The organism is Litchfieldia sinesaloumensis (genome assembly GCF_900156865.1).
GTDB classification, from domain to species: domain Bacteria; phylum Bacillota; class Bacilli; order Bacillales; family Bacillaceae_L; genus Ferdinandcohnia; species Ferdinandcohnia sinesaloumensis.
The window spans coordinates 3753343-3778050 of record NZ_LT732529.1; the positions used below are offsets into that span (position 1 = coordinate 3753343).

A 24708-nucleotide genomic window follows, 5' to 3' on the forward strand; every position below is an offset into this window, starting at 1 on the left:
CTCATACCTCCTCCTGAGATTGGGCCATAAAGCGTTTGCCGGTAATGTTCTGTGCTTGATCAGAAGCAAGGTATAAAAATATATCCACTACCTCTTCTGGTTTCGCCAAAGGATAATCGCAATCTGGTACAGCCAGTTGGTGCATGTCAGTATCCATTTCACCTGGGTCGACCATATTGACTCGAAGGCCTGTTTCACTTAATTCATCCGCCCAAGTTTGGGTTAGGCCCTCGATTGCAAATTTTGAGATTCCGTAAGCACCCCAGCCTGCATATCCAACATGTCCTGCTTCTGAGGTAACATTAATAATCGATCCCTTGTTACGTTCTAACATCCCAAGGCAAACCCTTTTTGTAACTAAAAATGCAGATACGGTATTCACCCTTACTACTTCGGTAAACTGTTCCTCAGGATAATCGAGTAGTAGTGGCATGGGGCTAGGGCCCAACATAGAAGCATTATTTATTAAAACGTCAATTTGACCAAATTCATTCTCTGTCATTGCTACAAATCGATCTACATCTTTTGAATTCGAAACATCAGCTGTTACGGCAAGAACCTTTGCTCCGAAGTTTTCAGCCTCATTCTTCACTTCTAGCAGATTCTCGGTATTCCGCGCGCAAATAGCAAGCCTTGCTCCTTCCTTAGCGAAAGCGAGTGTTAATGCTTTTCCTAATCCTTTTGATGCTCCGGTAATCATGACTACTTTATTTTTCATCGTTATCACTCCTTCGTTCCTGTTGATTTAAGCATATCAACTGTTGGAAAATCCTTCCTCGTATAAAAGCTTGAACTTTTCTACGACTTTAGGATGAGATTTTTTGGGGGGGAAGTAAGATTGAAATAGTGGTGCCTTTGCAGTTTAAATTAATCGGTGTATATGCATAGTTTATTTTGGTAGTTCAGGTAGTTTGTGTAGGGCGCATTTTTAACCGAATACAGAAGGAAACTAACTCTCAAAGGAGGGTTCTATATTTATGAATGTAATTACAACCTTCAAGGAAAAACGGAAAGAAAAACAAATCAAGTATGAACGGAAAATGTTGCGTGAGCTCTCATTGGAAGACTTGAAAAAGAGTGTAGCGGAATCATTTAGGAGTTTCTTCAAAATGGATACGATCCTCGGTAGTGCCATTGAAGAAGGCTGTCTAGATATTGCAATTGAAGCATATTTATTAGGGGCTAAATATAGTAAGTTTGGTTATTATGGTGAATCTGTTGAAGATGTGAGAATGCGGTGTTACAGATTCGAGAAGAACCTTATTGATGCACTTTATGAGTTTATTTGCTACTGGGGGCATATTGGAGACCAGGGCTTTGTAAACGAGTCACTTTACTATGCCTGTGAGTACTATGTAACCTATTGGTGGACCGAAGGATTTCAAAAAGGAGAAAAAAGACACCGGCTAAAATTGCATTAGAATTTTTAATCATATATACTCTCCTTGTCCCATATAGTTAATGTAGGGACATGCAGGAGGTAAATGATGAATAAGAAATTAAAAATTACTGGTATCCTTTTAGGAGCTATTGTTTTATTTATATTTATACAATATCGATTCTTAGACAAAGATGTTTGGGATCCGTGGAGTTTACCACTATCAGGTAAGTATATTATTATTGATCCTGGACATGGTGGCCCTGATGGCGGGGCGGATAGTGGAGATATCCAAGAAAAAGATATAGCACTTGAGATTTCAAAGAAGCTACGAGACTACCTGCAACAACAAGGTGCCCTTGTTCAAATGATACGAGAAGAGGATACTGATTTAGCACCTGAAGGAATGAAAGGGTACAGCAAACGGAAAACTGAGGATTTAAAGAAACGTGTTCAACTCATTAATGAATCAGAAGCGGATTTATTTATAAGTATTCATTTAAATGCTATCCCGTCTTCTAAGTGGAGAGGTGCACAAACCTTTTATTATAGTACCTACAAAGAAAATGAAGAAGTAGCTAAATTTATTCAAGATGAGCTTAGAACTAACCTTGGTAATACCACACGACAAGCTAAAGCAATTAATGGTGTGTATTTATTAAAAAGTGCTAAGAAGCCAGGCGCACTTGTTGAGGTAGGTTTTCTTTCTAATCCAGAGGAAAAAAACCTCTTGATACAAGATGACTATCAAGACAAGGTTGCTGCTTCTATCTACACTGGAATTAATCGCTATTTCTCAGATGAATCAAACCCACCAGACTAGTAGGTGGGTTATTTATTTTTACCGAGCAACGATTTTCGAGATATGATGTTCCTCACACTGTAAATTCGGACAGGTGTGATATAATGGGAGAGGAATGTAACCGAATACAGAATTTAGGTGGTGTTTTTTATGTTAACTGATCAACAAGTGAGAGAAGTACTACATCAGCTGCAAGATCCATTCTTACATAGAACCTTCGAGGAAACGAACGCAATCCAAGAGGTTAAAATAAAAGAGGAAAAGAAACATGTCAGTGTGAAGATTGCCTTATCGAAGACTGGTACCGGTGAGCAATTACAACTTCAGACTGAGATTGTAAATGTATTGAAACAAGCGGGGGCAGAATCTGTCGGTCTTCGATTTACGGAGCTTTCACCAGAAGAATTAGCTAAATTTAAGACGGAATCACCAGAAGAATCAGCATCTTTATTATCTCCTGTAAGTCAAACTACCTTTATTGCAATCGCAAGTGGAAAAGGTGGCGTTGGAAAATCAACTGTTTCCGTTAACTTAGCGGTGTCTCTAGCTAGACTAGGTAAAAAAGTTGGTATTATTGATGCGGATATCTATGGATTTAGTGTTCCAGATATGATGGGGATTACAAAGCGTCCCGTCGTTCGTGGTGAAAAGATTATCCCTGTAGAAAGAAAAGGGGTAAAAGTAATTTCAATGGGATTCTTCGTTGAAGATAATTCTCCAGTTATCTGGCGTGGTCCGATGCTTGGTAAAATGTTAAACAACTTTTTTAATGAGGTTGAATGGGGAGACCTTGATTATCTAGTATTAGATTTACCTCCAGGTACAGGGGACGTGGCCCTGGATGTACATACAATGCTTCCACATTGTAAAGAAATCATCGTTACAACACCACATCCTACAGCTGCATTTGTAGCAGCTAGAGCGGGTGCGATGGCTCTTCGTACAGAACATGAAGTACTGGGTGTTATTGAGAATATGTCTTACTTTGAAAGTAAAGCAACTGGTGAAAAGGAATATGTATTTGGTAAAGGTGGAGGAGAGAAACTTGCAGAAGAGCTTCAAACATCTTTATTAGGTAAAATACCTCTAGGGCAGCCAGACTGGGATGATGATGATTTTGCTCCATCTGTATACGATGAGAATCATCCAACCGGTAAAATCTATAATGAAATAGCAAAACGTGTAATTGATGCCATCTAATGTAAAGACCCTCCCGCACAGGAGGGTCTTTTATTTGCGGAGAAATTAGCTGTTACCACTACCTTCTCCTTCGTCTTTCTTGGCTTTTTCTTGCTTTTGCATATCTTCTGCTGCTTTAATGAGGATATCTTCAATTTTTGCTTTATATAACGGACTTTCAAGTGTTTCACTGGTTACTGTTTGGAGATGCTTTCTAAATTCCTGACTTTTTACTATCTCCATAAGTTGTTCTTCCATCTCAGGGTTTTTTAAGATATCCATCATCATTTTTTGATAATCCGGATCCTTCATTAAATCTTTTATGAGCTTTTCGTGCTCCGTTTGCATACTTTTTGCGAAGTCTTCTACAAACTTCGTATCTTCGAATGTCTTTTTCCAGAATTCTACCCCATTATCGGAGGTTAAGGTTTCTCGGATGGCGTCCTTTACGATGACTTGGTCCATAACAAGATGCTGCTTAATTTTCTCATCTCGCATAAGTTCTTCGATCGCTTTTTTACCATCATCGGTTTTCAATATATCAACAACCATCTTTTTTGTCTCTTCATAATCCATTTTTTGTTCAACATTTGCTGGGGCACAGCCCACAATAGCCAATAGAAAACTAAAAATGAGGAGGAGCGATATCCATTTTCTCATTTAAAAAGCTCCTTTCAAAAAGGGATCCTTATCTGTTAATATGCTTTTTTTGTTAGAAAATATTCACGGATTGCATAGTGAGAAACTGGCATTCATCCCCGACATTTTGGTACAATCATATGGTGAATACAAAGAGTGGGGGATTTTGTCGTGAAAAGTCGAAATTGGGTAAGGTTGTTCTTATCTACCTTACTAGTAGGTGCGGTTAGCACAATTATTACCGGATTTGCTGTTAAGTGGAGTGAATATAAAGAGTTATTTTTAGCATCGGATATTGTTGAAATCCTTATGGTAGTATTTTGGCTTATTGGAGTTGGATTTATTTTTAGTATTATTAGCCAAATGGGGTTCTTTGCATATTTAACTATTCATCGATTTGGGCTTGGGTTATTTAAATCGGTTTGGAGTCCTGCGCAGGTCGTATTAATAGCTTTTGTGTTGTTCGATTTAATCTATTTCCGCTATCAAGCATTTGCTACAGAAGGAGAAAGCATCTCTTCGTATGTGTGGTTGCCTATTTTAATCCTACTTATTGCTTTAGTTGTCGCGTATTTTAAAAGGAAGCAGACAAACAGTAAAGCATTTATACCAGCTGTATTTTTTATGTATGTAGTTTCTGTTATCGAATGGGTACCAGCTATAAGGGCAAATGATCAGAGTTGGTTATATTTAATGATTTTTCCGCTTTTAATATGCAATGCGTATCAATTATTGATACTACCAAAAATAACAAACCAAAAAAGCTGACCAAATTGGCCAGCTTTTTTATTCAACAACTTTACTCTTAACATCTGCATTATTAAGCATATCACTAACTGTTACAAATGAGAGCCCCTTACCTTTAATCCCTTTTATTATGCCTGGAAGTGATTCGGCTGTTTGTTTAGCAGAATCTGAAGCGTGGAAAAGAATGATATCCCCGCCCTTAGCCTTATCCAAGACATTACTTGTAATCTTCGTTACCCCCGGGTTGTTCCAATCATCTGAATCAATACTCCAATGAACAAGAGTAAGTCCTATCGAGTCCACTACTTTCACGACTCTTGAATCAAAATTTCCATCAGGTGTTCTAAAAAAGGAAACTGTTTTGACACCCATTTTTTTAAATACATCCTGGGCTTTATAAATGTCCTTTTTGATTTGTGCATCTTCTAATTCGGTGTAGTTTTTATAATCATATCCTTTGATACCAATTTGATGACCGTCTTTCACAATACGTTCGACAATTTGTGGGTGTCGCTCTGCCCAAGATCCTGATAGAAAAAAGGTCGCATTCGTCACACCTTCGTTTTTCAGGGTGTCGATGATTGGTAAAGCTTTAGTGTCACCCCAGCTAATATTAAATGTGAGTGCAATTGTCTTTTCGCTTTTCTCTCCTGTATAAATCACTCGTGGGCCATCTTCAGTAGAAAAAACCGGAGCAATGTTGCCTTTTTCAATATAAAATATACTGGCTGTAAATAAGGATGCGAATAGAATAATGAATGTTTGTTTTATTCTTTTACTACTCAGGATGTAGAAAAAATTCATTTTTATCCTCCTTGTCCAAAGCATCTTCTGTCTAAATAATATGCTTGTCTTCCAAATTTATGTTTAAAACCAACTCAAAATTTAGTTCATAAAATATGCAATTCTGGTAATAATTAGAATTACAACAAACTTGAGGTGAAACTATGATTGGATTACTAGTTGATCAGAAGGAAGTTAAAGAATTAGAATATCTCCTAAAAAGAGAGATGGATGAAATCTTATTTGATGTGGAAGATTCAAGAATAGACCATATAGTAAAACGTGCAATGGAAGAACGGTATCAAATACTCTTTCGTTTATTTAAAAGGATTGCCGACCCATCTGAGTGCAGTAGGTATATTCGTTCGAAAAAAGTAAACAGTAAAAAAGGATAAATAGAGACTTATGAGGATTGTATTTCAATAATATAGTCCTCTTTTAAAATTTATTCTTTTTTTTAATATAGATTATTGACATGACATTTAGACGATGATATATTAATTAACGTTGTCGCAGACGATAACGATTTATTAAAAAAGTTTCAAAAAACATATTGACTTCAATTACTCAATATGTTAAATTAAAAAAGTCGCTTCTGAGCGGCTGATCAAAAAGTTCTTTGAAAACTGAACACAATACAAGCGTCAACGTTTTTAATTTTGTTAACAAATTATTGAGCAATCAATACTCTTATTGGAGAGTTTGATCCTGGCTCAGGATGAACGCTGGCGGCGTGCCTAATACATGCAAGTCGAGCGAACTTTTGGGAGCTTGCTCCCAAAAGTTAGCGGCGGACGGGTGAGTAACACGTGGGTAACCTGCCTGTAAGACTGGGATAACTTCGGGAAACCGGAGCTAATACCGGATAACATCGAAGACCACATGGTCTTCAATTAAAAGGTGGCTTTTAGCTACCACTTACAGATGGACCCGCGGCGCATTAGCTAGTTGGTGAGGTAACGGCTCACCAAGGCGACGATGCGTAGCCGACCTGAGAGGGTGATCGGCCACACTGGGACTGAGACACGGCCCAGACTCCTACGGGAGGCAGCAGTAGGGAATCTTCCGCAATGGACGAAAGTCTGACGGAGCAACGCCGCGTGAGCGAAGAAGGCCTTCGGGTCGTAAAGCTCTGTTGTTAGGGAAGAACAAGTATCGTTCGAATAGGGCGGTACCTTGACGGTACCTAACCAGAAAGCCACGGCTAACTACGTGCCAGCAGCCGCGGTAATACGTAGGTGGCAAGCGTTATCCGGAATTATTGGGCGTAAAGCGCGCGCAGGCGGTCCTTTAAGTCTGATGTGAAAGCCCACGGCTCAACCGTGGAGGGTCATTGGAAACTGGGGGACTTGAGTGCAGAAGAGGAGAGCGGAATTCCACGTGTAGCGGTGAAATGCGTAGAGATGTGGAGGAACACCAGTGGCGAAGGCGGCTCTCTGGTCTGTAACTGACGCTGAGGCGCGAAAGCGTGGGGAGCGAACAGGATTAGATACCCTGGTAGTCCACGCCGTAAACGATGAGTGCTAAGTGTTAGAGGGTTTCCGCCCTTTAGTGCTGCAGCAAACGCATTAAGCACTCCGCCTGGGGAGTACGGTCGCAAGACTGAAACTCAAAGGAATTGACGGGGGCCCGCACAAGCGGTGGAGCATGTGGTTTAATTCGAAGCAACGCGAAGAACCTTACCAGGTCTTGACATCCTTATGCCATCCCTAGAGATAGGGCTTTCCCTTCGGGGACATAAGTGACAGGTGGTGCATGGTTGTCGTCAGCTCGTGTCGTGAGATGTTGGGTTAAGTCCCGCAACGAGCGCAACCCTTGATCTTAGTTGCCAGCATTTAGTTGGGCACTCTAAGGTGACTGCCGGTGACAAACCGGAGGAAGGTGGGGATGACGTCAAATCATCATGCCCCTTATGACCTGGGCTACACACGTGCTACAATGGATGGTACAAAGGGCAGCGAAACCGCGAGGTTAAGCGAATCCCATAAAACCATTCTCAGTTCGGATTGCAGGCTGCAACTCGCCTGCATGAAGCCGGAATCGCTAGTAATCGCGGATCAGCATGCCGCGGTGAATACGTTCCCGGGCCTTGTACACACCGCCCGTCACACCACGAGAGTTTGTAACACCCGAAGTCGGTGGGGTAACCGCAAGGAGCCAGCCGCCTAAGGTGGGACAGATGATTGGGGTGAAGTCGTAACAAGGTAGCCGTATCGGAAGGTGCGGCTGGATCACCTCCTTTCTAAGGAAACTGAAGTTCTACGAACTTCATAAAAAGACGCTTTGTATTGTGGTCAGTTTTGAGAGTGCTTTTTCTCTCAAAGTCGTTCCTTGAAAACTAGATAACGTAACAAAACATTCATTGAAGTAAAGTAAGTTCTTATAACTTTAGGCGCACGAGAAGCAAGAAGAAATTCGCAGCTTATCGAAGCCGAACAGGTTAAGTTAATAAGGGCGCACGGTGGATGCCTTGGCACTAGGAGCCGATGAAGGACGGTACTAACACCGATATACTTCGGGGAGCTGTAAGTAAGCATTGATCCGAAGATTTCCGAATGGGGAAACCCACTGCTCGTAATGGGGCAGTATCCTTACCTGAATACATAGGGTAAGAGAAGGTAGACCCGGGGAACTGAAACATCTTAGTACCCGGAGGAAGAGAAAGCAAACGCGATTTCCTGAGTAGCGGCGAGCGAAACGGAAGATAGCCCAAACCAAGAGGCTTGCCTCTTGGGGTTGTAGGACACTCTATACGGAGTTACAAAGGAACGGAGTAGACGAAGCGACCTGGAAAGGTCCGTCAGAGAAGGTAACAACCCTGTAGTCGAAACTTCGTTCTCTCTTGAGTGGATCCTGAGTACGGCGGGACACGTGAAATCCCGTCGGAAGCTGGGAGGACCATCTCCCAAGGCTAAATACTCCCTAGTGACCGATAGTGAACCAGTACCGTGAGGGAAAGGTGAAAAGCACCCCGGAAGGGGAGTGAAAGAGAACCTGAAACCGTGTGCCTACAAGTAGTCAAAGCACATTTATGTGTGATGGCGTGCCTTTTGTAGAATGAACCGGCGAGTTACGATCCCGTGCAAGGTTAAGTTGAAGAGACGGAGCCGCAGCGAAAGCGAGTCTGAATAGGGCGAAATAGTACGTGGTCGTAGACCCGAAACCAGGTGATCTACCCATGTCCAGGGTGAAGTTCAGGTAACACTGAATGGAGGCCCGAACCCACGCACGTTGAAAAGTGCGGGGATGAGGTGTGGGTAGCGGAGAAATTCCAATCGAACCTGGAGATAGCTGGTTCTCTCCGAAATAGCTTTAGGGCTAGCCTCGAGTTAGAGTCTTGGAGGTAGAGCACTGATTGGACTAGGGGCCCTCATCGGGTTACCGAATTCAGTCAAACTCCGAATGCCAAAGACTTGATTCTCGGGAGTCAGACTGCGAGTGATAAGATCCGTAGTCAAGAGGGAAACAGCCCAGACCACCAGCTAAGGTCCCAAAGTATACGTTAAGTGGAAAAGGATGTGGAGTTGCTTAGACAACCAGGATGTTGGCTTAGAAGCAGCCACCATTTAAAGAGTGCGTAATAGCTCACTGGTCGAGTGACTCTGCGCCGAAAATGTACCGGGGCTAAACGTATCACCGAAGCTGTGGATTGTTCTTACGAACAATGGTAGGAGAGCGTTCTAAGTGCAGCGAAGTCAGACCGTAAGGACTGGTGGAGCGCTTAGAAGTGAGAATGCCGGTATGAGTAGCGAAAGAGGGGTGAGAATCCCCTCCACCGAATGCCTAAGGTTTCCTGAGGAAGGCTCGTCCGCTCAGGGTTAGTCGGGACCTAAGCCGAGGCTGAAAAGCGTAGGCGATGGACAACAGGTTGATATTCCTGTACCACCTCTTTACCGTTTGAGCAATGGAGGGACGCAGGAGGATAGGGTAAGCGCGCTGTTGGATATGCGCGTCCAAGCAGTTAGACTGGTAAGTAGGCAAATCCGCTTACCATAAGGTTGAGCTGTGATGGCGAGGGAAATATAGTACCGAAGTTCCTGATTCCACACTGCCAAGAAAAGCTTCTAGCGAGGTAAATGGTGCCCGTACCGCAAACCGACACAGGTAGGCGAGGAGAGAATCCTAAGGTGATCGAGAGAACTCTCGTTAAGGAACTCGGCAAAATGACCCCGTAACTTCGGGAGAAGGGGTGCTTTTTAGGGTGAATAGCCCTGAAAAGCCGCAGTGAATAGGCCCAGGCGACTGTTTAGCAAAAACACAGGTCTCTGCGAAGCCGCAAGGCGAAGTATAGGGGCTGACACCTGCCCGGTGCTGGAAGGTTAAGAGGAGGGGTTAGCGCAAGCGAAGCTCTGAATCGAAGCCCCAGTAAACGGCGGCCGTAACTATAACGGTCCTAAGGTAGCGAAATTCCTTGTCAGGTAAGTTCTGACCCGCACGAAAGGTGTAACGATCTGGGCACTGTCTCAACGAGAGACTCGGTGAAATTATAGTACCTGTGAAGATGCAGGTTACCCGCGACAGGACGGAAAGACCCCGTGGAGCTTTACTGCAGCCTGATATTGAATTTTGGTACAGCTTGTACAGGATAGGTAGGAGCCTTGGAAGCCGGAGCGCCAGCTTCGGTGGAGGCATTGGTGGGATACTACCCTGGCTGTATTGAAATTCTAACCCGAAGGCCTTATCGGCCTTGGAGACAGTGTCAGGTGGGCAGTTTGACTGGGGCGGTCGCCTCCTAAAAAGTAACGGAGGCGCCCAAAGGTTCCCTCAGAATGGTTGGAAATCATTCGTAGAGTGTAAAGGCACAAGGGAGCTTGACTGCGAGACCTACAAGTCGAGCAGGGACGAAAGTCGGGCTTAGTGATCCGGTGGTTCCGCATGGAAGGGCCATCGCTCAACGGATAAAAGCTACCCCGGGGATAACAGGCTTATCTCCCCCAAGAGTCCACATCGACGGGGAGGTTTGGCACCTCGATGTCGGCTCATCGCATCCTGGGGCTGTAGTCGGTCCCAAGGGTTGGGCTGTTCGCCCATTAAAGCGGTACGCGAGCTGGGTTCAGAACGTCGTGAGACAGTTCGGTCCCTATCCGTCGTGGGCGTAGGAAATTTGAGAGGAGCTGTCCTTAGTACGAGAGGACCGGGATGGACACACCGCTGGTGTACCAGTTGTCCTGCCAAGGGCATAGCTGGGTAGCTATGTGTGGAAGGGATAAGTGCTGAAAGCATCTAAGCATGAAGCCCCCCTCAAGATGAGATTTCCCATAGTGTTAAACTAGTAAGATCCCTCGAAGATGACGAGGTTGATAGGTCAGAGGTGGAAGCATGGTGACATGTGCAGCTGACTGATACTAATCGATCGAGGACTTAACCAAAAAAGAAAAGCGTAGGCGACTGTACTGCCTCGACAAGCGCTGGAACTTCTGACCGAAAAGTCGATAGACTTTGACAGAAGAAGTGAAGCGACCTCGAGAGGCTAGGAGCCGGAGCTAGACAAATGACTTCATGAATGTGCGTACGTTATCTAGTTTTGAAGGAATGAATCCTTCATAATAGTCTAGTGACGATGGCGAGAAGGTCACACCCGTTCCCATACCGAACACGGAAGTTAAGCTTCTCAGCGCCGATGGTAGTTGGGACTTTGTCCCTGTGAGAGTAGGACGTCGCTAGGCATTGTTCCGCAGTAGCTCAGTGGTAGAGCTATCGGCTGTTAACCGATCGGTCGTAGGTTCGAATCCTACCTGCGGCTGTNATGGCGTGCCTTTTGTAGAATGAACCGGCGAGTTACGATCCCGTGCAAGGTTAAGTTGAAGAGACGGAGCCGCAGCGAAAGCGAGTCTGAATAGGGCGAAATAGTACGTGGTCGTAGACCCGAAACCAGGTGATCTACCCATGTCCAGGGTGAAGTTCAGGTAACACTGAATGGAGGCCCGAACCCACGCACGTTGAAAAGTGCGGGGATGAGGTGTGGGTAGCGGAGAAATTCCAATCGAACCTGGAGATAGCTGGTTCTCTCCGAAATAGCTTTAGGGCTAGCCTCGAGTTAGAGTCTTGGAGGTAGAGCACTGATTGGACTAGGGGCCCTCATCGGGTTACCGAATTCAGTCAAACTCCGAATGCCAAAGACTTGATTCTCGGGAGTCAGACTGCGAGTGATAAGATCCGTAGTCAAGAGGGAAACAGCCCAGACCACCAGCTAAGGTCCCAAAGTATACGTTAAGTGGAAAAGGATGTGGAGTTGCTTAGACAACCAGGATGTTGGCTTAGAAGCAGCCACCATTTAAAGAGTGCGTAATAGCTCACTGGTCGAGTGACTCTGCGCCGAAAATGTACCGGGGCTAAACGTATCACCGAAGCTGTGGATTGTTCTTACGAACAATGGTAGGAGAGCGTTCTAAGTGCAGCGAAGTCAGACCGTAAGGACTGGTGGAGCGCTTAGAAGTGAGAATGCCGGTATGAGTAGCGAAAGAGGGGTGAGAATCCCCTCCACCGAATGCCTAAGGTTTCCTGAGGAAGGCTCGTCCGCTCAGGGTTAGTCGGGACCTAAGCCGAGGCTGAAAAGCGTAGGCGATGGACAACAGGTTGATATTCCTGTACCACCTCTTTACCGTTTGAGCAATGGAGGGACGCAGGAGGATAGGGTAAGCGCGCTGTTGGATATGCGCGTCCAAGCAGTTAGACTGGTAAGTAGGCAAATCCGCTTACCATAAGGTTGAGCTGTGATGGCGAGGGAAATATAGTACCGAAGTTCCTGATTCCACACTGCCAAGAAAAGCTTCTAGCGAGGTAAATGGTGCCCGTACCGCAAACCGACACAGGTAGGCGAGGAGAGAATCCTAAGGTGATCGAGAGAACTCTCGTTAAGGAACTCGGCAAAATGACCCCGTAACTTCGGGAGAAGGGGTGCTTTTTAGGGTGAATAGCCCTGAAAAGCCGCAGTGAATAGGCCCAGGCGACTGTTTAGCAAAAACACAGGTCTCTGCGAAGCCGCAAGGCGAAGTATAGGGGCTGACACCTGCCCGGTGCTGGAAGGTTAAGAGGAGGGGTTAGCGCAAGCGAAGCTCTGAATCGAAGCCCCAGTAAACGGCGGCCGTAACTATAACGGTCCTAAGGTAGCGAAATTCCTTGTCAGGTAAGTTCTGACCCGCACGAAAGGTGTAACGATCTGGGCACTGTCTCAACGAGAGACTCGGTGAAATTATAGTACCTGTGAAGATGCAGGTTACCCGCGACAGGACGGAAAGACCCCGTGGAGCTTTACTGCAGCCTGATATTGAATTTTGGTACAGCTTGTACAGGATAGGTAGGAGCCTTGGAAGCCGGAGCGCCAGCTTCGGTGGAGGCATTGGTGGGATACTACCCTGGCTGTATTGAAATTCTAACCCGAAGGCCTTATCGGCCTTGGAGACAGTGTCAGGTGGGCAGTTTGACTGGGGCGGTCGCCTCCTAAAAAGTAACGGAGGCGCCCAAAGGTTCCCTCAGAATGGTTGGAAATCATTCGTAGAGTGTAAAGGCACAAGGGAGCTTGACTGCGAGACCTACAAGTCGAGCAGGGACGAAAGTCGGGCTTAGTGATCCGGTGGTTCCGCATGGAAGGGCCATCGCTCAACGGATAAAAGCTACCCCGGGGATAACAGGCTTATCTCCCCCAAGAGTCCACATCGACGGGGAGGTTTGGCACCTCGATGTCGGCTCATCGCATCCTGGGGCTGTAGTCGGTCCCAAGGGTTGGGCTGTTCGCCCATTAAAGCGGTACGCGAGCTGGGTTCAGAACGTCGTGAGACAGTTCGGTCCCTATCCGTCGTGGGCGTAGGAAATTTGAGAGGAGCTGTCCTTAGTACGAGAGGACCGGGATGGACACACCGCTGGTGTACCAGTTGTCCTGCCAAGGGCATAGCTGGGTAGCTATGTGTGGAAGGGATAAGTGCTGAAAGCATCTAAGCATGAAGCCCCCCTCAAGATGAGATTTCCCATAGTGTTAAACTAGTAAGATCCCTCGAAGATGACGAGGTTGATAGGTCAGAGGTGGAAGCATGGTGACATGTGCAGCTGACTGATACTAATCGATCGAGGACTTAACCAAAAAAGAAAAGCGTAGGCGACTGTACTGCCTCGACAAGCGCTGGAACTTCTGACCGAAAAGTCGATAGACTTTGACAGAAGAAGTGAAGCGACCTCGAGAGGCTAGGAGCCGGAGCTAGACAAATGACTTCATGAATGTGCGTACGTTATCTAGTTTTGAAGGAATGAATCCTTCATAATAGTCTAGTGACGATGGCGAGAAGGTCACACCCGTTCCCATACCGAACACGGAAGTTAAGCTTCTCAGCGCCGATGGTAGTTGGGACTTTGTCCCTGTGAGAGTAGGACGTCGCTAGGCATTGTTCCGCAGTAGCTCAGTGGTAGAGCTATCGGCTGTTAACCGATCGGTCGTAGGTTCGAATCCTACCTGCGGAGCCATTGCTTCCATAGCTCAGCTGGTAGAGCACTTCCATGGTAAGGAAGAGGTCAGCGGTTCGAGCCCGCTTGGAAGCTTAAAATATGGACATTTTTAAAACTGGCCCGTTGGTCAAGCGGTTAAGACACCGCCCTTTCACGGCGGTAACACGGGTTCGAATCCCGTACGGGTCACCATTGTATAGTTTTAACCTATACACATATACTGCGGAGGATTAGCTCAGCTGGGAGAGCACCTGCCTTACAAGCAGGGGGTCGGCGGTTCGATCCCGTCATCCTCCACCATATGTAAATTTTTAATAGTAGTTATATTTGCCGGTGTAGCTCAGTTGGTAGAGCAACTGACTTGTAATCAGTAGGTCGTGGGTTCGACTCCTATCGCCGGCACCATCTTAATTTAATGTTGGAGGGGTAGCGAAGTGGCTAAACGCGGCGGACTGTAAATCCGCTCCCTCCGGGTTCGGCGGTTCGAATCCGTCCCCCTCCACCATTACATATTTTATAAGGCCTTTATTCTCTCTTTGAACGGTTTCAAAAGGATGGAGTAGGCTATTTTTATGGAAATACTACAATTAATTAACAAAATTACTCATATTTTCATCTTTGACTGTACATTATAATAAGGTAAGCATTTAGCTAACTTACATAATAAACAGCGAAAATAAGTACTTACTTTTTGAAAATAATCAATGGGCTATAGCCAAGCGGTAAGGCAACGGACTTTGACTCCGTCATTCGTAGGTTCGAATCCTGCTAGCCCAGCCATTTTTTACATTATTTCTTGTATGAGCCATTAGCTCAGTTGGTAGAGCATCTGACTTTTAATCAGAGGGTCGAAGGTTCGAGTCCTTCATGGCTCATCTTATGCGGAAGTAGTTCAGTGGTAGAACACCACCTTGCCAAGGTGGGGGTCGCGGGTTCGAATCCCGTCTTCCGCTCCATGAACTACTTCTTTTTCATATTCGGGGCCTTAGCTCAGCTGGGAGAGCGCCTGCCTTGCACGCAGGAGGTCAGCGGTTCGATCCCGCTAGGCTCCACCATATATATTAAAACAGACAATAAACCATTGAGGTTTATTTTTTTTGCATAAAACCATAACTGCATCCTCTCAAACCCACTTAAACTATGCATATATATACATGATTTTGCTGAGTTGAGTCATTCTATGAAAAGTAGGAAAATAAAGGTATATGGGAGGAGGAGGTTTGTAAAGATGAGAAAGGATATATCCTTAATTGGAGTACCCATGGACTTAGGTCAAATGCGTAGAGGAGTTGACATGGGTCCGAGTGCTATCCGTTACGCTGGGGTTGTAGAACGTTTAGAGAGACTTCATTATGATATAGACGACTTAGGTGATATTGAAATTACACGTCCTACTCGTGAGGAAACGGCAAATGATGAAAATTTGAAAAACCTTGAAAAAGTATCTGAGGCAAGTGAAAAACTTGCAGCAACTGTCGACAAGGTTATACAAAATGGAAGATTCCCACTGGTCTTAGGGGGTGACCATAGTATTGCAATAGGATCACTAGCTGGGATTGCAAAAAACTATAAAAACCTAGGAGTTATTTGGTATGATGCTCATGGCGATTTAAACACACCAGATACTTCTCCATCTGGTAATATACATGGAATGCCCCTAGCTGCTAGTCTAGGTCTTGGTCATAAGAGATTAACACATATCGCAGGGTATAGCCCTAAAATCAAACCTGAACATATTGTCCTTATTGGTGCAAGAGCACTCGATGATGGTGAGAAAGAGCTAATAAAAGAATTAGGTGTTAAGGTCTACACCATGCATGAAATAGATCGCTTAGGTATGACGAAGGTCATGGAAGAAACAATAAGTTATTTAAAGAAGAAAACAGATGGCGTTCATCTTTCGTTAGACCTAGATGGTCTAGATCCACATGATGCACCTGGAGTAGGAACACCGGTACTTGGTGGGATTAGTTACCGCGAAAGTCACCTAGCCATGGAGATGTTAGAGGAAGCTAAGTTAATTACCTCTGCTGAATTTGTAGAGGTCAATCCGATTTTAGATGATAAAAATAAAACTGCATCTGTTGCAGTTGCCCTAATGGGTTCACTCTTCGGAGAAAAACTATTATAATTTGTTGCAGTACTCTAAAAAGAGAGTACTGTCTTTTTTATTAATAAACTGTAAATGTTTTGAAATCACTACACATAAACTAGCCAAAATTTGTTAAAATGAAATTTATGGAGAAAATGAAACCTTTTTTAAGGTCATTCGTAAATAATGATACCCGCGAATAGAGCGGAGGTTGCAAAATGGAGACAATCATAAAAAACAGAATTAGGCAGATAAAAAATGGAGATCAGAATGCATTTGCGGAAATTGTAGAATTTTATAAAGATAAGGTTTTTCAGATAAGCTATCGAATGCTTGGTAATCGACATGAGGCTGAAGATATTGCACAAGAGGCCTTTATTCGAGCATACGTAAATATCCATAGTTATGACTTAAATAAAAAGTTTTCAACATGGCTATATCGTATTGCAACGAATCTGTCGATTGACCGTATTCGAAAGAAAAAACCGGATTACTACTTAGATGCCGAAATTGCGGGCTCGGATGGACTAACTATGTATTCACAGATTGCCGCAGATGCAGCATTACCTGAGGACGAGCTTGAAACGATGGAACTTCAGGAATTAATCCAAGCACAAATCTTGAAGCTTCCGGAAAAGTATCGTTCTGTCATTGTTTTAAAATACATCGAGGAGTTTTCGCTCAAAGAAATCAGTGAAATTCTTGACCTTCCAGTGGGTACGGTTAAGACAAGAATTCACAGAGGACGAGAAGCTTTACGAAACCAGCTTCGACATGTATAGGGGTGAGAAAATATGAACTGTTCAGAAAAGGACATGATTGAACTTATTTACAACTACCTTGATGAGGACATTTCTGAAGAGGATGAGAAGCTACTACGTGAGCATTTGCAAACATGCGAATCATGCAATCAACATTTTCATGAGCTAAAGAAGACCATTGCGCTGGTACAAAGTACTTCTCACATTTCTGCACCTAGTGATTTCACATTAAAGGTCATGCAAAACCTACCGAAGGAAAAACGTACAGTGAGCATTAAACGCTGGTTTAGAGGGCATCCGATGTTGACAGCTGCTTCGCTCTTCCTCTTACTTATGGCAGGAAGTCTCTTTTCAACTTGGAATGAAAATGAACAATTCTCTGTATCTAAACAACCAAATTTAATCGTCGAAAATAACACAGTAATTGTTCCTGAGGGTGAAACTGTGAAAGGCGATGTCGTTGTTAAGAATGGAAAGATTCTGATTGAAGGGTCCGTAGATGGGAACGTTACGGTGATTAATGGTGAGAACTATATGGCTTCAGCAGAAAATGTAACAGGGGAAATTACAGAAATTAACCAAATGTTTGAGTGGCTTTGGTACCATATAAAGAAGATTGGAACAGATGTAATTCACATATTTGATAATGAAGAATAGGCCATCGATATTGATGGTCTTTTTCTTCTACGAAAATTAGCCTATCCACCTACCAATTTGTAATCGGTACAAGAAAGATATATGATATAATATTATAGCTAACTATGTGTTTTGGGATTATTTCATAGAGGAAGTGTGAGAATGTCATTTAATGAACTACCATTACTAGGTTATCTCGGCATTTTTTTAGATGTTCTCCTTGTCTGGTATGTGATATATAAATTATTGACCCTAATACGTGGAACGAAAGCTGTTCAGCTGTTGAAGGGTATTATCGTTATCGTTTTCATCCGATTATTGAGTAGCCTGTTAGAATTACATACATTGTTTTGGTTAGTGAATCAGGTGATGGATTGGGGATTCCTAGCAATCATCGTAATATTCCAACCTGAACTGCGAAGGGCATTGGAACAACTTGGCCGTGGAAAGCTATTTTCTAGAGGTGGTACAGATGAAGAAGACCATCAAGTGAAATTAGTTGAAGCTATTACGAAAGCGACCGATTATATGGCAAAACGTCGCATCGGTGCACTTATTTCGATTGAGCGGCAAACGGGAATGGGGGATTATGTAGAGACAGGGATCCCGTTACATTCCACTATATCGTCTGAATTACTAATCAATATATTTATACCGAACACTCCTTTACATGATGGAGCCGTCATTATTCAAAAAAACCAGGTTGCAGCTGCAGCTTGTTATTTACCTCTTTCAGAGAGTCCATTTATTTCTAAGGAATTAGGTACGCGTCACCGGGCAGCACTTGGAATAAGTGAGGTAACAGACAGCATTACCATCGTTGTCTCAGAGGAAACAGGAAGTGTGTCATTAACGAAGAACGGGGAACTTCACCGGGATTTAAAAGCAGACGCATTTCGGGATCTACTAAATCAAGAACTAACGACAACTGAACGTAATACCTCTCATTCACTTTGGCAATGGAGGGGGAAAAAGAATGGATAGATTAATGGATAATCGATGGGTTACACGGATTATTGCATTATTACTTGCCTTGCTCTTATTTGCATCAGTTAGTTTTGAAAATCAGCCAACTTCTAAGAGTCCTGCAGGATTACCGCTATTTTCAAATTACACTGAGACATTAACGGAGATTCCAGTAAATACATACTATGATGATCAGAATCTAGTGGTATCTGGAGTACCTCAATATGTAAATGTAACAATTGAAGGTCCATCGGGTGTTACAAAACGGGAAGGCCTACAAAAGGAAATTGAAGTATATGCGGACCTTACTCAACTTACGGTTGGAACTCATAAGGTTAAATTACAATATCGGAATATATCAGAAAAGATAAAAGTAAAAATTGATCCTGCTGAAATTACCGTGGTCATTCAGGAAAAGGTGACGAAGGAATTCCCTGTTGAGGTCGACTTTGTAAACCGTGATCAGGTAGCAGAAGGTTACACAATTGAAAAGCCAGTGGTGTCACCGCGGGTTGTCAAAATAACAGGTGCATTAGAGGATATTGAAAAAATTGCCCTAGTAAAAGCAGTTGTTGATCTAAAAGGAGTAACCGAAAACTTTACCCAGGAATCTAGGGTAGCTGTTTATGATAGAAACCAAAATGTATTATCGGTTACAGTTGAACCGGGTGTGGTTGAAATAACGGTTCCAATTGTAAGCCCAAATAAATCAGTATCGTTTACCCTTAAGCAGAAAGGAAAGCTTGCTGATGGTCTAAGCCTAGTCAATATTACACCTACGCCGAATCAAGTTACGATATTTGGTCCAAAGGATATAATTGATGCTATTTCTTCTATTGAAGGTGAAATAGACCTTGATAAAATAAAAGAAGATTCTACTATTGAAGTGAAGGTTCCGATTCCGAAAGGAGTTATTCAGGTATTACCTGATAAAATCGAAGTTGCTGTAGATGTTGAAGAAGAGATATCGGAAACCTTCTCGGATATAGCAATTAGAAGCCAAGGCTTGGGGTCTCAATATTCACTTAGCTTTTTAGACCCTGAAGCAGGGACCATTAATTTGGATTTGCAGGGAGCTCCTAGTGTAATAGAAGGGACAAGTCCTACTAACCTTGATGTGTATATTGATGTGGCCAATTTGGGGATTGGTGAACATGATGTAGATATAAAAGTAAATGGCCCAGACAATGTTACGTGGGCACTACCTCAAGAAAAAGCAAGGATACAAATCACTGAAACTGAAGAGTAATTTAGTATTTGAAGTATCTGCAAAAGGAGAGATCATTTAAAATGGGAAAATATTTTGGTACAGATGGTGTACGTGGTGTTGCGAATAGTGAATTAACTCCAGAGCTTGCATTTAAAGTGGGAAGATTTGGAGGTTATGTATTAACGAAGGATAAAGACAGACCAAAAGTTCTAATAGGTCGTGATACCCGTGTATCAGGTCATATGTTAGAAGGAGCTCTTGTAGCTGGACTACTTTCAATTGGAGCAGAGGTTATGCGCTTAGGTGTCATTTCTACACCAGGTGTTGCTTACTTAACGAAAGCTTTAGGAGCTGAGGCAGGGGTAATGATTTCCGCTTCACATAATCCTGTTCAAGATAACGGAATTAAGTTTTTTGGGCCAGATGGCTTTAAGCTTTCTGATGAACAGGAAAATGAAATCGAGGCTCTGTTAGATTTAGCTGAAGACCAGCTTCCACGTCCAGTTGGTGCTGAGCTTGGCCAAGTAAATGATTATTTCGAAGGTGGACAAAAATACCTTCAATTCTTAAAGCAAACTGTAGACGAAGATTTCACGGGTATTCATGTAGCCTTAGATTGTGCACATGGTGCAACCTCTTCTTTAGCTACGCATTTGTTTGCTGACCTTGATGCAGATATTTCTACAATGGGGACATCTCCTAATGGTCTAAATATTAATGACGGCGTTGGATCTACCCACCCAGAAGCATTAGCTGCATTTCTAAAAGAAAAAGGTGCTGATGTTGGTCTAGCATTTGATGGGGATGGAGACCGTCTTATCGCGATTGATGAAAATGGAGATATCGTGGATGGCGACCAAATCATGTACATATGTGCAAAATATATGAAGGAACAAGGTCGTTTAAAGCACCAAACTGTGGTGTCTACTGTTATGAGTAATCTAGGGTTTTATAAAGCGTTAGAAGAAAATAGTATTGAGAGTATACAAACTGCTGTTGGTGACCGCTATGTTGTAGAAGAAATGAAAAAGAGTGGATACATTTTAGGTGGGGAACAATCTGGTCATATTATTTTCCTTGACTACAACACAACGGGTGATGGGCTCCTAACAGGTCTTCAATTAGTGAATATCATGAAGGCTACAAAGAAACCTTTATCACAGTTAGCAAATGAAATGACAAAATTCCCGCAACTGCTTGTGAATGTGAAGGTTACAGATAAATACCATGTTGCAGATAATCCTGTAATCAAAGAAGTGATCGAGCAGGTGGAAGCTGAAATGAACGGAAACGGTCGTATCTTAGTACGTCCTTCAGGAACTGAGCCATTAGTAAGGGTCATGGCAGAGGCTCCAACTGAAGAACTATGTAAAGAATATGTAGACCGTATCGTTTCTGTTGTTAAAACAGAAATGGGAATAGAATAATTAATCCTATACTACTTTTTGATTAAAAATATGCATACTTGGCACATTCAGGTCCAAGTATGCATATTTTTTTAGTATACATGGAAAACAAATTCCATGTTTTGATTGACGAATTTAGATTTTGTGTTGTATGATTGTTCTTGTTTCTTTTAACATTTGAAAAAGGAGGATAGGACACACTATTTAGAGTTTTACTAAAGCGCCAGAACTAAGCCCACGAACGGAAAAGATAACAAAGCCATATGCTGTTGTTACGGGTTTAGTTGACGAGGTGGAGGTTTATCGAAAATTCGGCGGATGCCTCCCGGTTGACTTCAATCACGACCGCAAGTTCTTTTAGGTAAAACAGTGGGGTGACCCTCTGCACAAACGAAAGAATATGATTGAAAAAAGATAAATATGGAGAAAAAGGGGCAAGTAAGCCCCGTGCTTTCTTGTTCCCTTTTTTAGGGAGGAAACTTATTATGTGCGGAATTGTAGGTTTTATTGGAAATCAGGATTCTAAGGAAATTTTGTTAAAGGGACTTGAAAAGCTTGAGTATCGTGGATATGATTCAGCTGGAATCGCAGTTATGAATGATAAAGGTGTTCATGTTTTTAAGGAAAAGGGACGTATTGCTACACTACGTGAGGCGGTAGACCAAAATTTGTTTGCTACTGCTGGGATTGGTCACACTCGTTGGGCAACACATGGTGTGCCTAGTAAAGTTAATGCTCACCCACATCAAGCATCATCTGGTCGATTCACTCTTGTTCACAACGGTGTGATTGAGAACTATGCTCAACTTAAGGATGAGTATATACAAAATGTTGACTTGAAAAGTGATACTGATACAGAAGTCGTTGTTCAAGTACTTGAGCAATTTGTAAATCAGGGCCTAGAAGTAGAAGAAGCTTTTCGTAAGACTCTAAGTCTACTTAAAGGATCCTATGCAATTGCATTACTTGACGAACAAAACAATGAAACCATTTATGTTGCGAAAAATAAAAGTCCATTACTTGTTGGTCTTGGTGACAACTTCAATGTTGTAGCAAGTGATGCCATGGCAATGCTTCAGGTAACAGACCAATACATTGAGTTAATGGATAAAGAGATTGTTATCGTAACAAAAGAGTCTGTCACAATTAAAAATTTAGCGGGTGAAACGATCAACCGCGATCCATATACAGCAGAATTAGATGCAAGTGATATTGAAAAGGGAACTTATCCCCACTATATGCTGAAGGAAATCGATGAGCAGCCTTTAGTGATAAGAAAGATTGTTCAAGAATATCAAACTGAAAGCGGAAAGTTAGCAATCGATCCTTGCATTTTGGAAGTGATGAAGAGTGCAGATCGAATCTACATCATTGCGGCTGGAACTAGTTATCATGCTGGTCTTGTCGGGAAACAATTCATTGAAAAAATGGCGCATATTCCTGTAGAGGTTCATATTTCAAGTGAATTCTCTTACAATATGCCATTATTATCTGAAAAACCATTATTTATCTTTATTTCACAAAGTGGTGAAACAGCAGACAGCCGCGCTGTCCTAGTACATGTAAAAGAAATGGGCCATAAGTCGATTACAATTACAAATGTACCTGGTTCCACCCTTTCTCGTGAAGCTGACCACACATTGTTATTACATGCAGGTCCAGAAATTGCAGTAGCTTCAACAAAAGCTTATACAGCTCAGTTAGCGGTGCTTGCAATTCTTGCATTTGTCACAGCTGATTCAAAAGGGATAAAGCCTGGTATGGACCTTGTAAAAGAGCTTGGCATTATCGCAAACAGCATGGAAGCTCTTTGTGACGATAAGGAAGTAATGGAAGCAATCGCATGGGAGTATTTTACTACAACGCGTAACTGCTTTTTCATCGGTCGTGCGATGGATTTCTTTGTAGGATTAGAAGGTGCCTTAAAGCTAAAAGAAATCTCCTATATCCAAGCGGAAGGATTTGCTGGAGGAGAATTAAAGCACGGAACCATTGCCCTAATTGAAGAAGGAACACCGGTTATCGCTCTAGCGACTCAAGAGCATGTAAACTTAAGCATTCGCGGTAATGTGAAAGAGGTTGCTGCACGTGGTGCTCATCCTTGTATTATCTCGATGAAAGGCTTAGATACAGCTGAAGACCGTTATGTGCTTCCGGCAGTTAACGATATGTTAACACCACTTATTTCTGTTATTCCATTACAACTTATTTCTTACTATGCAGCATTACACCGTGACTGTGACGTAGATAAGCCACGTAACTTGGCAAAAAGTGTAACTGTTGAGTAAGGAAGTTATTAATAACCATTTCCTGTTAAGTAAAATAAATGTATGGAACCAGTAAAAGATGTATGGAGCTAGTTAAAAAAATATTGAACTATACAATAAAGTCCCGATGGAAAACAATATCATCGGGACTTTTTGTGAATTTTTGAGGTATCCACATTGTTGACCTTAGGGAATCGAATTAAGTATGTAAGAAAAACAAATAAGTTAAATCAAGTTGAATTTGCGAAAAATAATTGGTGTTTCTCAGTGAACCTTGAGCTATAGTAAACCTTGTGAAAGAGATTAATAAACATATTTTATAAATATTGATAATACATGGCCATTGTAAATTAGAAAACTTTCACTTTTAATCCGGTGAGAGTTTTTTTAATAATACCTTGAATTCGAGATGTTATTCTTGACTATAAAAGATGTGAGGGTTATTATTGGATACATAAAGTAGTTTGGTTACTAATAGTGACTTATTATAAAAAGATGTACAAGATAAATGTTTTCAGATAGGAGTGAATCATATGGTGGAGGTAACTTTGACTCTTGAATATAAAGGGAAAAACTATCGAACGAATGTCATTGTTAAGAAGGACACAACTCAAAATGAAATTAACTGTATTGCACATGAACAAATTATGAAACAATGGTCAAGTAAATAATCTCCATTTTTAGGAAGGAGAGTGAATCCTTTGAATGAGAAAAAATTGGTTGGAGAAAAAGCGATAGATTATATAAAAGATGGAATGGTTGTTGGTCTAGGGACTGGATCGACAGTGTTTTATACCATTTATAAGCTTGGAGAACTGGTTCAAAATGGACTATCGATTAAGGGAATTCCAACTTCAAAACAAACTGAAAAACTAGCTAATGAAGTTGGAATCCCACTTGTTTCATTTAATGAGGTTGAACAAATAGATGTGGCAATAGATGGAGCTGATGAGGTAGATCCCGACTTAAATCTCATTAAAGGGGGCGGTGGTGCCCTATTAAGGGAAAAAATCATCGCAAATGCAGCTAACACTTTTATTGTAGTTGCTGACCCAGATAAAAACGTTACAAAATTAGGAGCTTTCCCATTACCAGTAGAAGTATTACCATTCGGCATTGAATTTACAAACAAAAAGTTAATTGAACTAGGGCTCAAACCCCATTTAAGACAAGTTCAGGGAAATCAATTTCAAACAGATAATGGTAACTATATTTTTGACTGTCGTTTACCAGTTATAACAAATCTTAAAGAATTAGAAAGAGAGCTTAACCTAATACCTGGAGTTATTGAAAATGGGTTATTTCTCGGAATGACTGATATCTACATTACCTTAGATCGTGATAAGGATAACTCTATTGTAGTCAGACATAGAAAAAATGTGTAAATGAATTACAAAAATAGAATG

General features: G+C 42.4%; 17 protein-coding genes, 11 tRNA genes, 3 rRNA genes and 1 other annotated feature. Of the genes, 28 read left to right on the forward strand and 3 right to left on the reverse strand.

What is annotated here, in order from left to right; translation table 11 throughout:
* Position 1: 1 nt before the first annotated feature.
* On the reverse strand, positions 2–718 hold the full coding sequence (locus CZ490_RS18485) for an SDR family NAD(P)-dependent oxidoreductase (protein WP_077620253.1): 717 nt from the start codon (positions 716–718) through the stop codon (positions 2–4).
* A gap of 259 nt (positions 719–977) precedes the next feature.
* Between CZ490_RS18485 and CZ490_RS18490 the strand changes: the two genes are divergently transcribed.
* The 3 genes from CZ490_RS18490 to CZ490_RS18500 all read left to right on the forward strand — a co-directional run bounded on the left by CZ490_RS18490 (position 978) and on the right by CZ490_RS18500 (position 3380).
* Positions 978–1421, forward strand: a complete 444-nt coding sequence (locus CZ490_RS18490) for a YbaK family protein (RefSeq protein ID WP_077620254.1) — start codon at positions 978–980, stop codon at positions 1419–1421.
* A 66-nt stretch (positions 1422–1487) separates the two neighbouring features.
* Positions 1488–2201, forward strand: a complete 714-nt coding sequence (gene cwlD, locus CZ490_RS18495; RefSeq protein ID WP_077620255.1) for an N-acetylmuramoyl-L-alanine amidase CwlD — start codon at positions 1488–1490, stop codon at positions 2199–2201.
* A 129-nt stretch (positions 2202–2330) separates the two neighbouring features.
* Positions 2331–3380: an Mrp/NBP35 family ATP-binding protein gene (locus tag CZ490_RS18500; RefSeq protein WP_077620256.1), complete on the forward strand. Its 1050-nt coding sequence runs from the start codon at positions 2331–2333 to the stop codon at positions 3378–3380.
* 45 nt (positions 3381–3425) lie between these two features.
* Here the strand turns inward: CZ490_RS18500 and gerD are convergent, their stop codons facing one another.
* Positions 3426–4019, reverse strand: coding sequence for a spore germination lipoprotein GerD (gene gerD / locus CZ490_RS18505; protein WP_077620257.1), 594 nt, complete (start codon positions 4017–4019; stop codon positions 3426–3428).
* 150 nt (positions 4020–4169) lie between these two features.
* Between gerD and CZ490_RS18510 the strand changes: the two genes are divergently transcribed.
* On the forward strand, positions 4170–4766 hold the full coding sequence (locus tag CZ490_RS18510) for a KinB-signaling pathway activation protein (RefSeq protein WP_077620258.1): 597 nt from the start codon (positions 4170–4172) through the stop codon (positions 4764–4766).
* An 18-nt stretch (positions 4767–4784) separates the two neighbouring features.
* On the opposite strand, the gene pdaB is transcribed toward CZ490_RS18510, so the two are convergent.
* On the reverse strand, positions 4785–5549 hold the full coding sequence (gene pdaB / locus CZ490_RS18515; RefSeq protein ID WP_077620259.1) for a polysaccharide deacetylase family sporulation protein PdaB: 765 nt from the start codon (positions 5547–5549) through the stop codon (positions 4785–4787).
* 143 nt (positions 5550–5692) lie between these two features.
* Here pdaB and CZ490_RS18520 point away from each other — a divergent pair, with 143 nt between their 5' ends.
* The 24 genes from CZ490_RS18520 (at position 5693) to rpiA (ending at position 24687) form a co-directional block, all read left to right on the forward strand.
* A complete protein-coding gene (locus CZ490_RS18520; protein WP_077620260.1) occupies positions 5693–5923 on the forward strand; it encodes a hypothetical protein in 231 nt (76 codons plus the stop codon).
* A gap of 295 nt (positions 5924–6218) precedes the next feature.
* Positions 6219–7770, forward strand: a 16S ribosomal RNA gene (locus CZ490_RS18525).
* A gap of 196 nt (positions 7771–7966) precedes the next feature.
* Positions 7967–10897: ribosomal RNA gene (locus tag CZ490_RS18530) — 23S ribosomal RNA — on the forward strand.
* Together the 16S and 23S rRNA genes with 1 tRNA gene alongside form the textbook arrangement of a ribosomal RNA operon.
* Positions 10898–11078: 181 nt before the next feature.
* Positions 11079–13605 (forward strand) — a sequence feature (most likely nonfunctional fraction of RNA operon).
* Positions 11201–11271, forward strand: a tRNA-Asn gene (locus CZ490_RS22565). It overlaps the preceding feature by 71 nt.
* A gap of 181 nt (positions 13606–13786) precedes the next feature.
* Positions 13787–13902, forward strand: a 5S ribosomal RNA gene (gene rrf / locus CZ490_RS18545).
* Positions 13903–13907: 5 nt separating this feature from the next.
* Positions 13908–13982, forward strand: a tRNA-Asn gene (locus CZ490_RS18550).
* A 2-nt stretch (positions 13983–13984) separates the two neighbouring features.
* Positions 13985–14057, forward strand: a tRNA-Thr gene (locus CZ490_RS18555).
* Positions 14058–14081: 24 nt separating this feature from the next.
* A tRNA-Glu gene (locus CZ490_RS18560) sits at positions 14082–14156 on the forward strand.
* Between the two features lie 32 nt (positions 14157–14188).
* Positions 14189–14264: transfer RNA gene (locus CZ490_RS18565), tRNA-Val, on the forward strand.
* Between the two features lie 29 nt (positions 14265–14293).
* Positions 14294–14369, forward strand: a tRNA-Thr gene (locus tag CZ490_RS18570).
* Positions 14370–14384: 15 nt separating this feature from the next.
* Positions 14385–14469: transfer RNA gene (locus tag CZ490_RS18575), tRNA-Tyr, on the forward strand.
* Positions 14470–14669: 200 nt separating this feature from the next.
* Positions 14670–14744, forward strand: a tRNA-Gln gene (locus CZ490_RS18580).
* Positions 14745–14766: 22 nt separating this feature from the next.
* A tRNA-Lys gene (locus tag CZ490_RS18585) sits at positions 14767–14839 on the forward strand.
* A gap of 6 nt (positions 14840–14845) precedes the next feature.
* Positions 14846–14920, forward strand: a tRNA-Gly gene (locus CZ490_RS18590).
* A 23-nt stretch (positions 14921–14943) separates the two neighbouring features.
* A tRNA-Ala gene (locus CZ490_RS18595) sits at positions 14944–15019 on the forward strand.
* Positions 15020–15192: 173 nt separating this feature from the next.
* Positions 15193–16095 carry an arginase gene (gene rocF, locus CZ490_RS18600; RefSeq protein ID WP_077620261.1) on the forward strand — a complete coding sequence of 301 codons (903 nt, stop codon included), beginning with the start codon at positions 15193–15195 and terminating at the stop codon, positions 16093–16095.
* 179 nt (positions 16096–16274) lie between these two features.
* Positions 16275–16838, forward strand: coding sequence for an RNA polymerase sigma factor SigW (sigW, locus tag CZ490_RS18605; protein WP_077620262.1), 564 nt, complete (start codon positions 16275–16277; stop codon positions 16836–16838).
* Positions 16839–16850: 12 nt separating this feature from the next.
* The gene (locus CZ490_RS18610) at positions 16851–17474 is read left to right on the forward strand and encodes an anti-sigma factor family protein (RefSeq protein WP_077620263.1); all 624 of its coding nucleotides are present in this window, start codon (positions 16851–16853) and stop codon (positions 17472–17474) included.
* A 141-nt stretch (positions 17475–17615) separates the two neighbouring features.
* Positions 17616–18437, forward strand: a complete 822-nt coding sequence (gene cdaA / locus CZ490_RS18615) for a diadenylate cyclase CdaA (RefSeq protein ID WP_077620264.1) — start codon at positions 17616–17618, stop codon at positions 18435–18437.
* Positions 18430–19668, forward strand: a complete 1239-nt coding sequence (locus CZ490_RS18620; RefSeq protein WP_077620265.1) for a CdaR family protein — start codon at positions 18430–18432, stop codon at positions 19666–19668. Before cdaA ends, CZ490_RS18620 begins: the two co-directional genes overlap by 8 nt.
* 41 nt (positions 19669–19709) lie before the next feature.
* Positions 19710–21056 carry a phosphoglucosamine mutase gene (glmM, locus tag CZ490_RS18625; protein WP_077620266.1) on the forward strand — a complete coding sequence of 449 codons (1347 nt, stop codon included), beginning with the start codon at positions 19710–19712 and terminating at the stop codon, positions 21054–21056.
* A gap of 464 nt (positions 21057–21520) precedes the next feature.
* Positions 21521–23323 carry a glutamine--fructose-6-phosphate transaminase (isomerizing) gene (gene glmS, locus CZ490_RS18630; protein WP_077620267.1) on the forward strand — a complete coding sequence of 601 codons (1803 nt, stop codon included), beginning with the start codon at positions 21521–21523 and terminating at the stop codon, positions 23321–23323.
* 512 nt (positions 23324–23835) lie between these two features.
* A complete protein-coding gene (locus tag CZ490_RS18635; RefSeq protein ID WP_077620268.1) occupies positions 23836–23973 on the forward strand; it encodes a BA3454 family stress response protein in 138 nt (45 codons plus the stop codon).
* Positions 23974–24003: 30 nt separating this feature from the next.
* Entirely contained in the window at positions 24004–24687 is a 684-nt protein-coding gene (gene rpiA, locus CZ490_RS18640; protein ID WP_077620269.1) for a ribose-5-phosphate isomerase RpiA, read from the forward strand.
* Positions 24688–24708: the final 21 nt, after the last annotated feature.

What these genes read in the sequence shown, in the direction of transcription:
- CZ490_RS18485 (WP_077620253.1), bottom strand. Translation starts at nt 718, where the DNA reads ATGAAAAATAAAGTAGTCATGATTACCGGAGCATCAAAAGGATTAGGA.
- CZ490_RS18490 (WP_077620254.1), top strand. Translation starts at nt 978, where the DNA reads ATGAATGTAATTACAACCTTCAAGGAAAAACGGAAAGAAAAACAAATC.
- cwlD (WP_077620255.1), top strand. Translation starts at nt 1,488, where the DNA reads ATGAATAAGAAATTAAAAATTACTGGTATCCTTTTAGGAGCTATTGTT.
- CZ490_RS18500 (WP_077620256.1), top strand. Translation starts at nt 2,331, where the DNA reads ATGTTAACTGATCAACAAGTGAGAGAAGTACTACATCAGCTGCAAGAT.
- gerD (WP_077620257.1), bottom strand. Translation starts at nt 4,019, where the DNA reads ATGAGAAAATGGATATCGCTCCTCCTCATTTTTAGTTTTCTATTGGCT.
- pdaB (WP_077620259.1), bottom strand. Translation starts at nt 5,549, where the DNA reads ATGAATTTTTTCTACATCCTGAGTAGTAAAAGAATAAAACAAACATTC.
- CZ490_RS18520 (WP_077620260.1), top strand. Translation starts at nt 5,693, where the DNA reads ATGATTGGATTACTAGTTGATCAGAAGGAAGTTAAAGAATTAGAATAT.
- rocF (WP_077620261.1), top strand. Translation starts at nt 15,193, where the DNA reads ATGAGAAAGGATATATCCTTAATTGGAGTACCCATGGACTTAGGTCAA.
- sigW (WP_077620262.1), top strand. Translation starts at nt 16,275, where the DNA reads ATGGAGACAATCATAAAAAACAGAATTAGGCAGATAAAAAATGGAGAT.
- CZ490_RS18610 (WP_077620263.1), top strand. Translation starts at nt 16,851, where the DNA reads ATGAACTGTTCAGAAAAGGACATGATTGAACTTATTTACAACTACCTT.
- cdaA (WP_077620264.1), top strand. Translation starts at nt 17,616, where the DNA reads ATGTCATTTAATGAACTACCATTACTAGGTTATCTCGGCATTTTTTTA.
- CZ490_RS18620 (WP_077620265.1), top strand. Translation starts at nt 18,430, where the DNA reads ATGGATAGATTAATGGATAATCGATGGGTTACACGGATTATTGCATTA.
- glmM (WP_077620266.1), top strand. Translation starts at nt 19,710, where the DNA reads ATGGGAAAATATTTTGGTACAGATGGTGTACGTGGTGTTGCGAATAGT.
- glmS (WP_077620267.1), top strand. Translation starts at nt 21,521, where the DNA reads ATGTGCGGAATTGTAGGTTTTATTGGAAATCAGGATTCTAAGGAAATT.
- CZ490_RS18635 (WP_077620268.1), top strand. Translation starts at nt 23,836, where the DNA reads ATGGTGGAGGTAACTTTGACTCTTGAATATAAAGGGAAAAACTATCGA.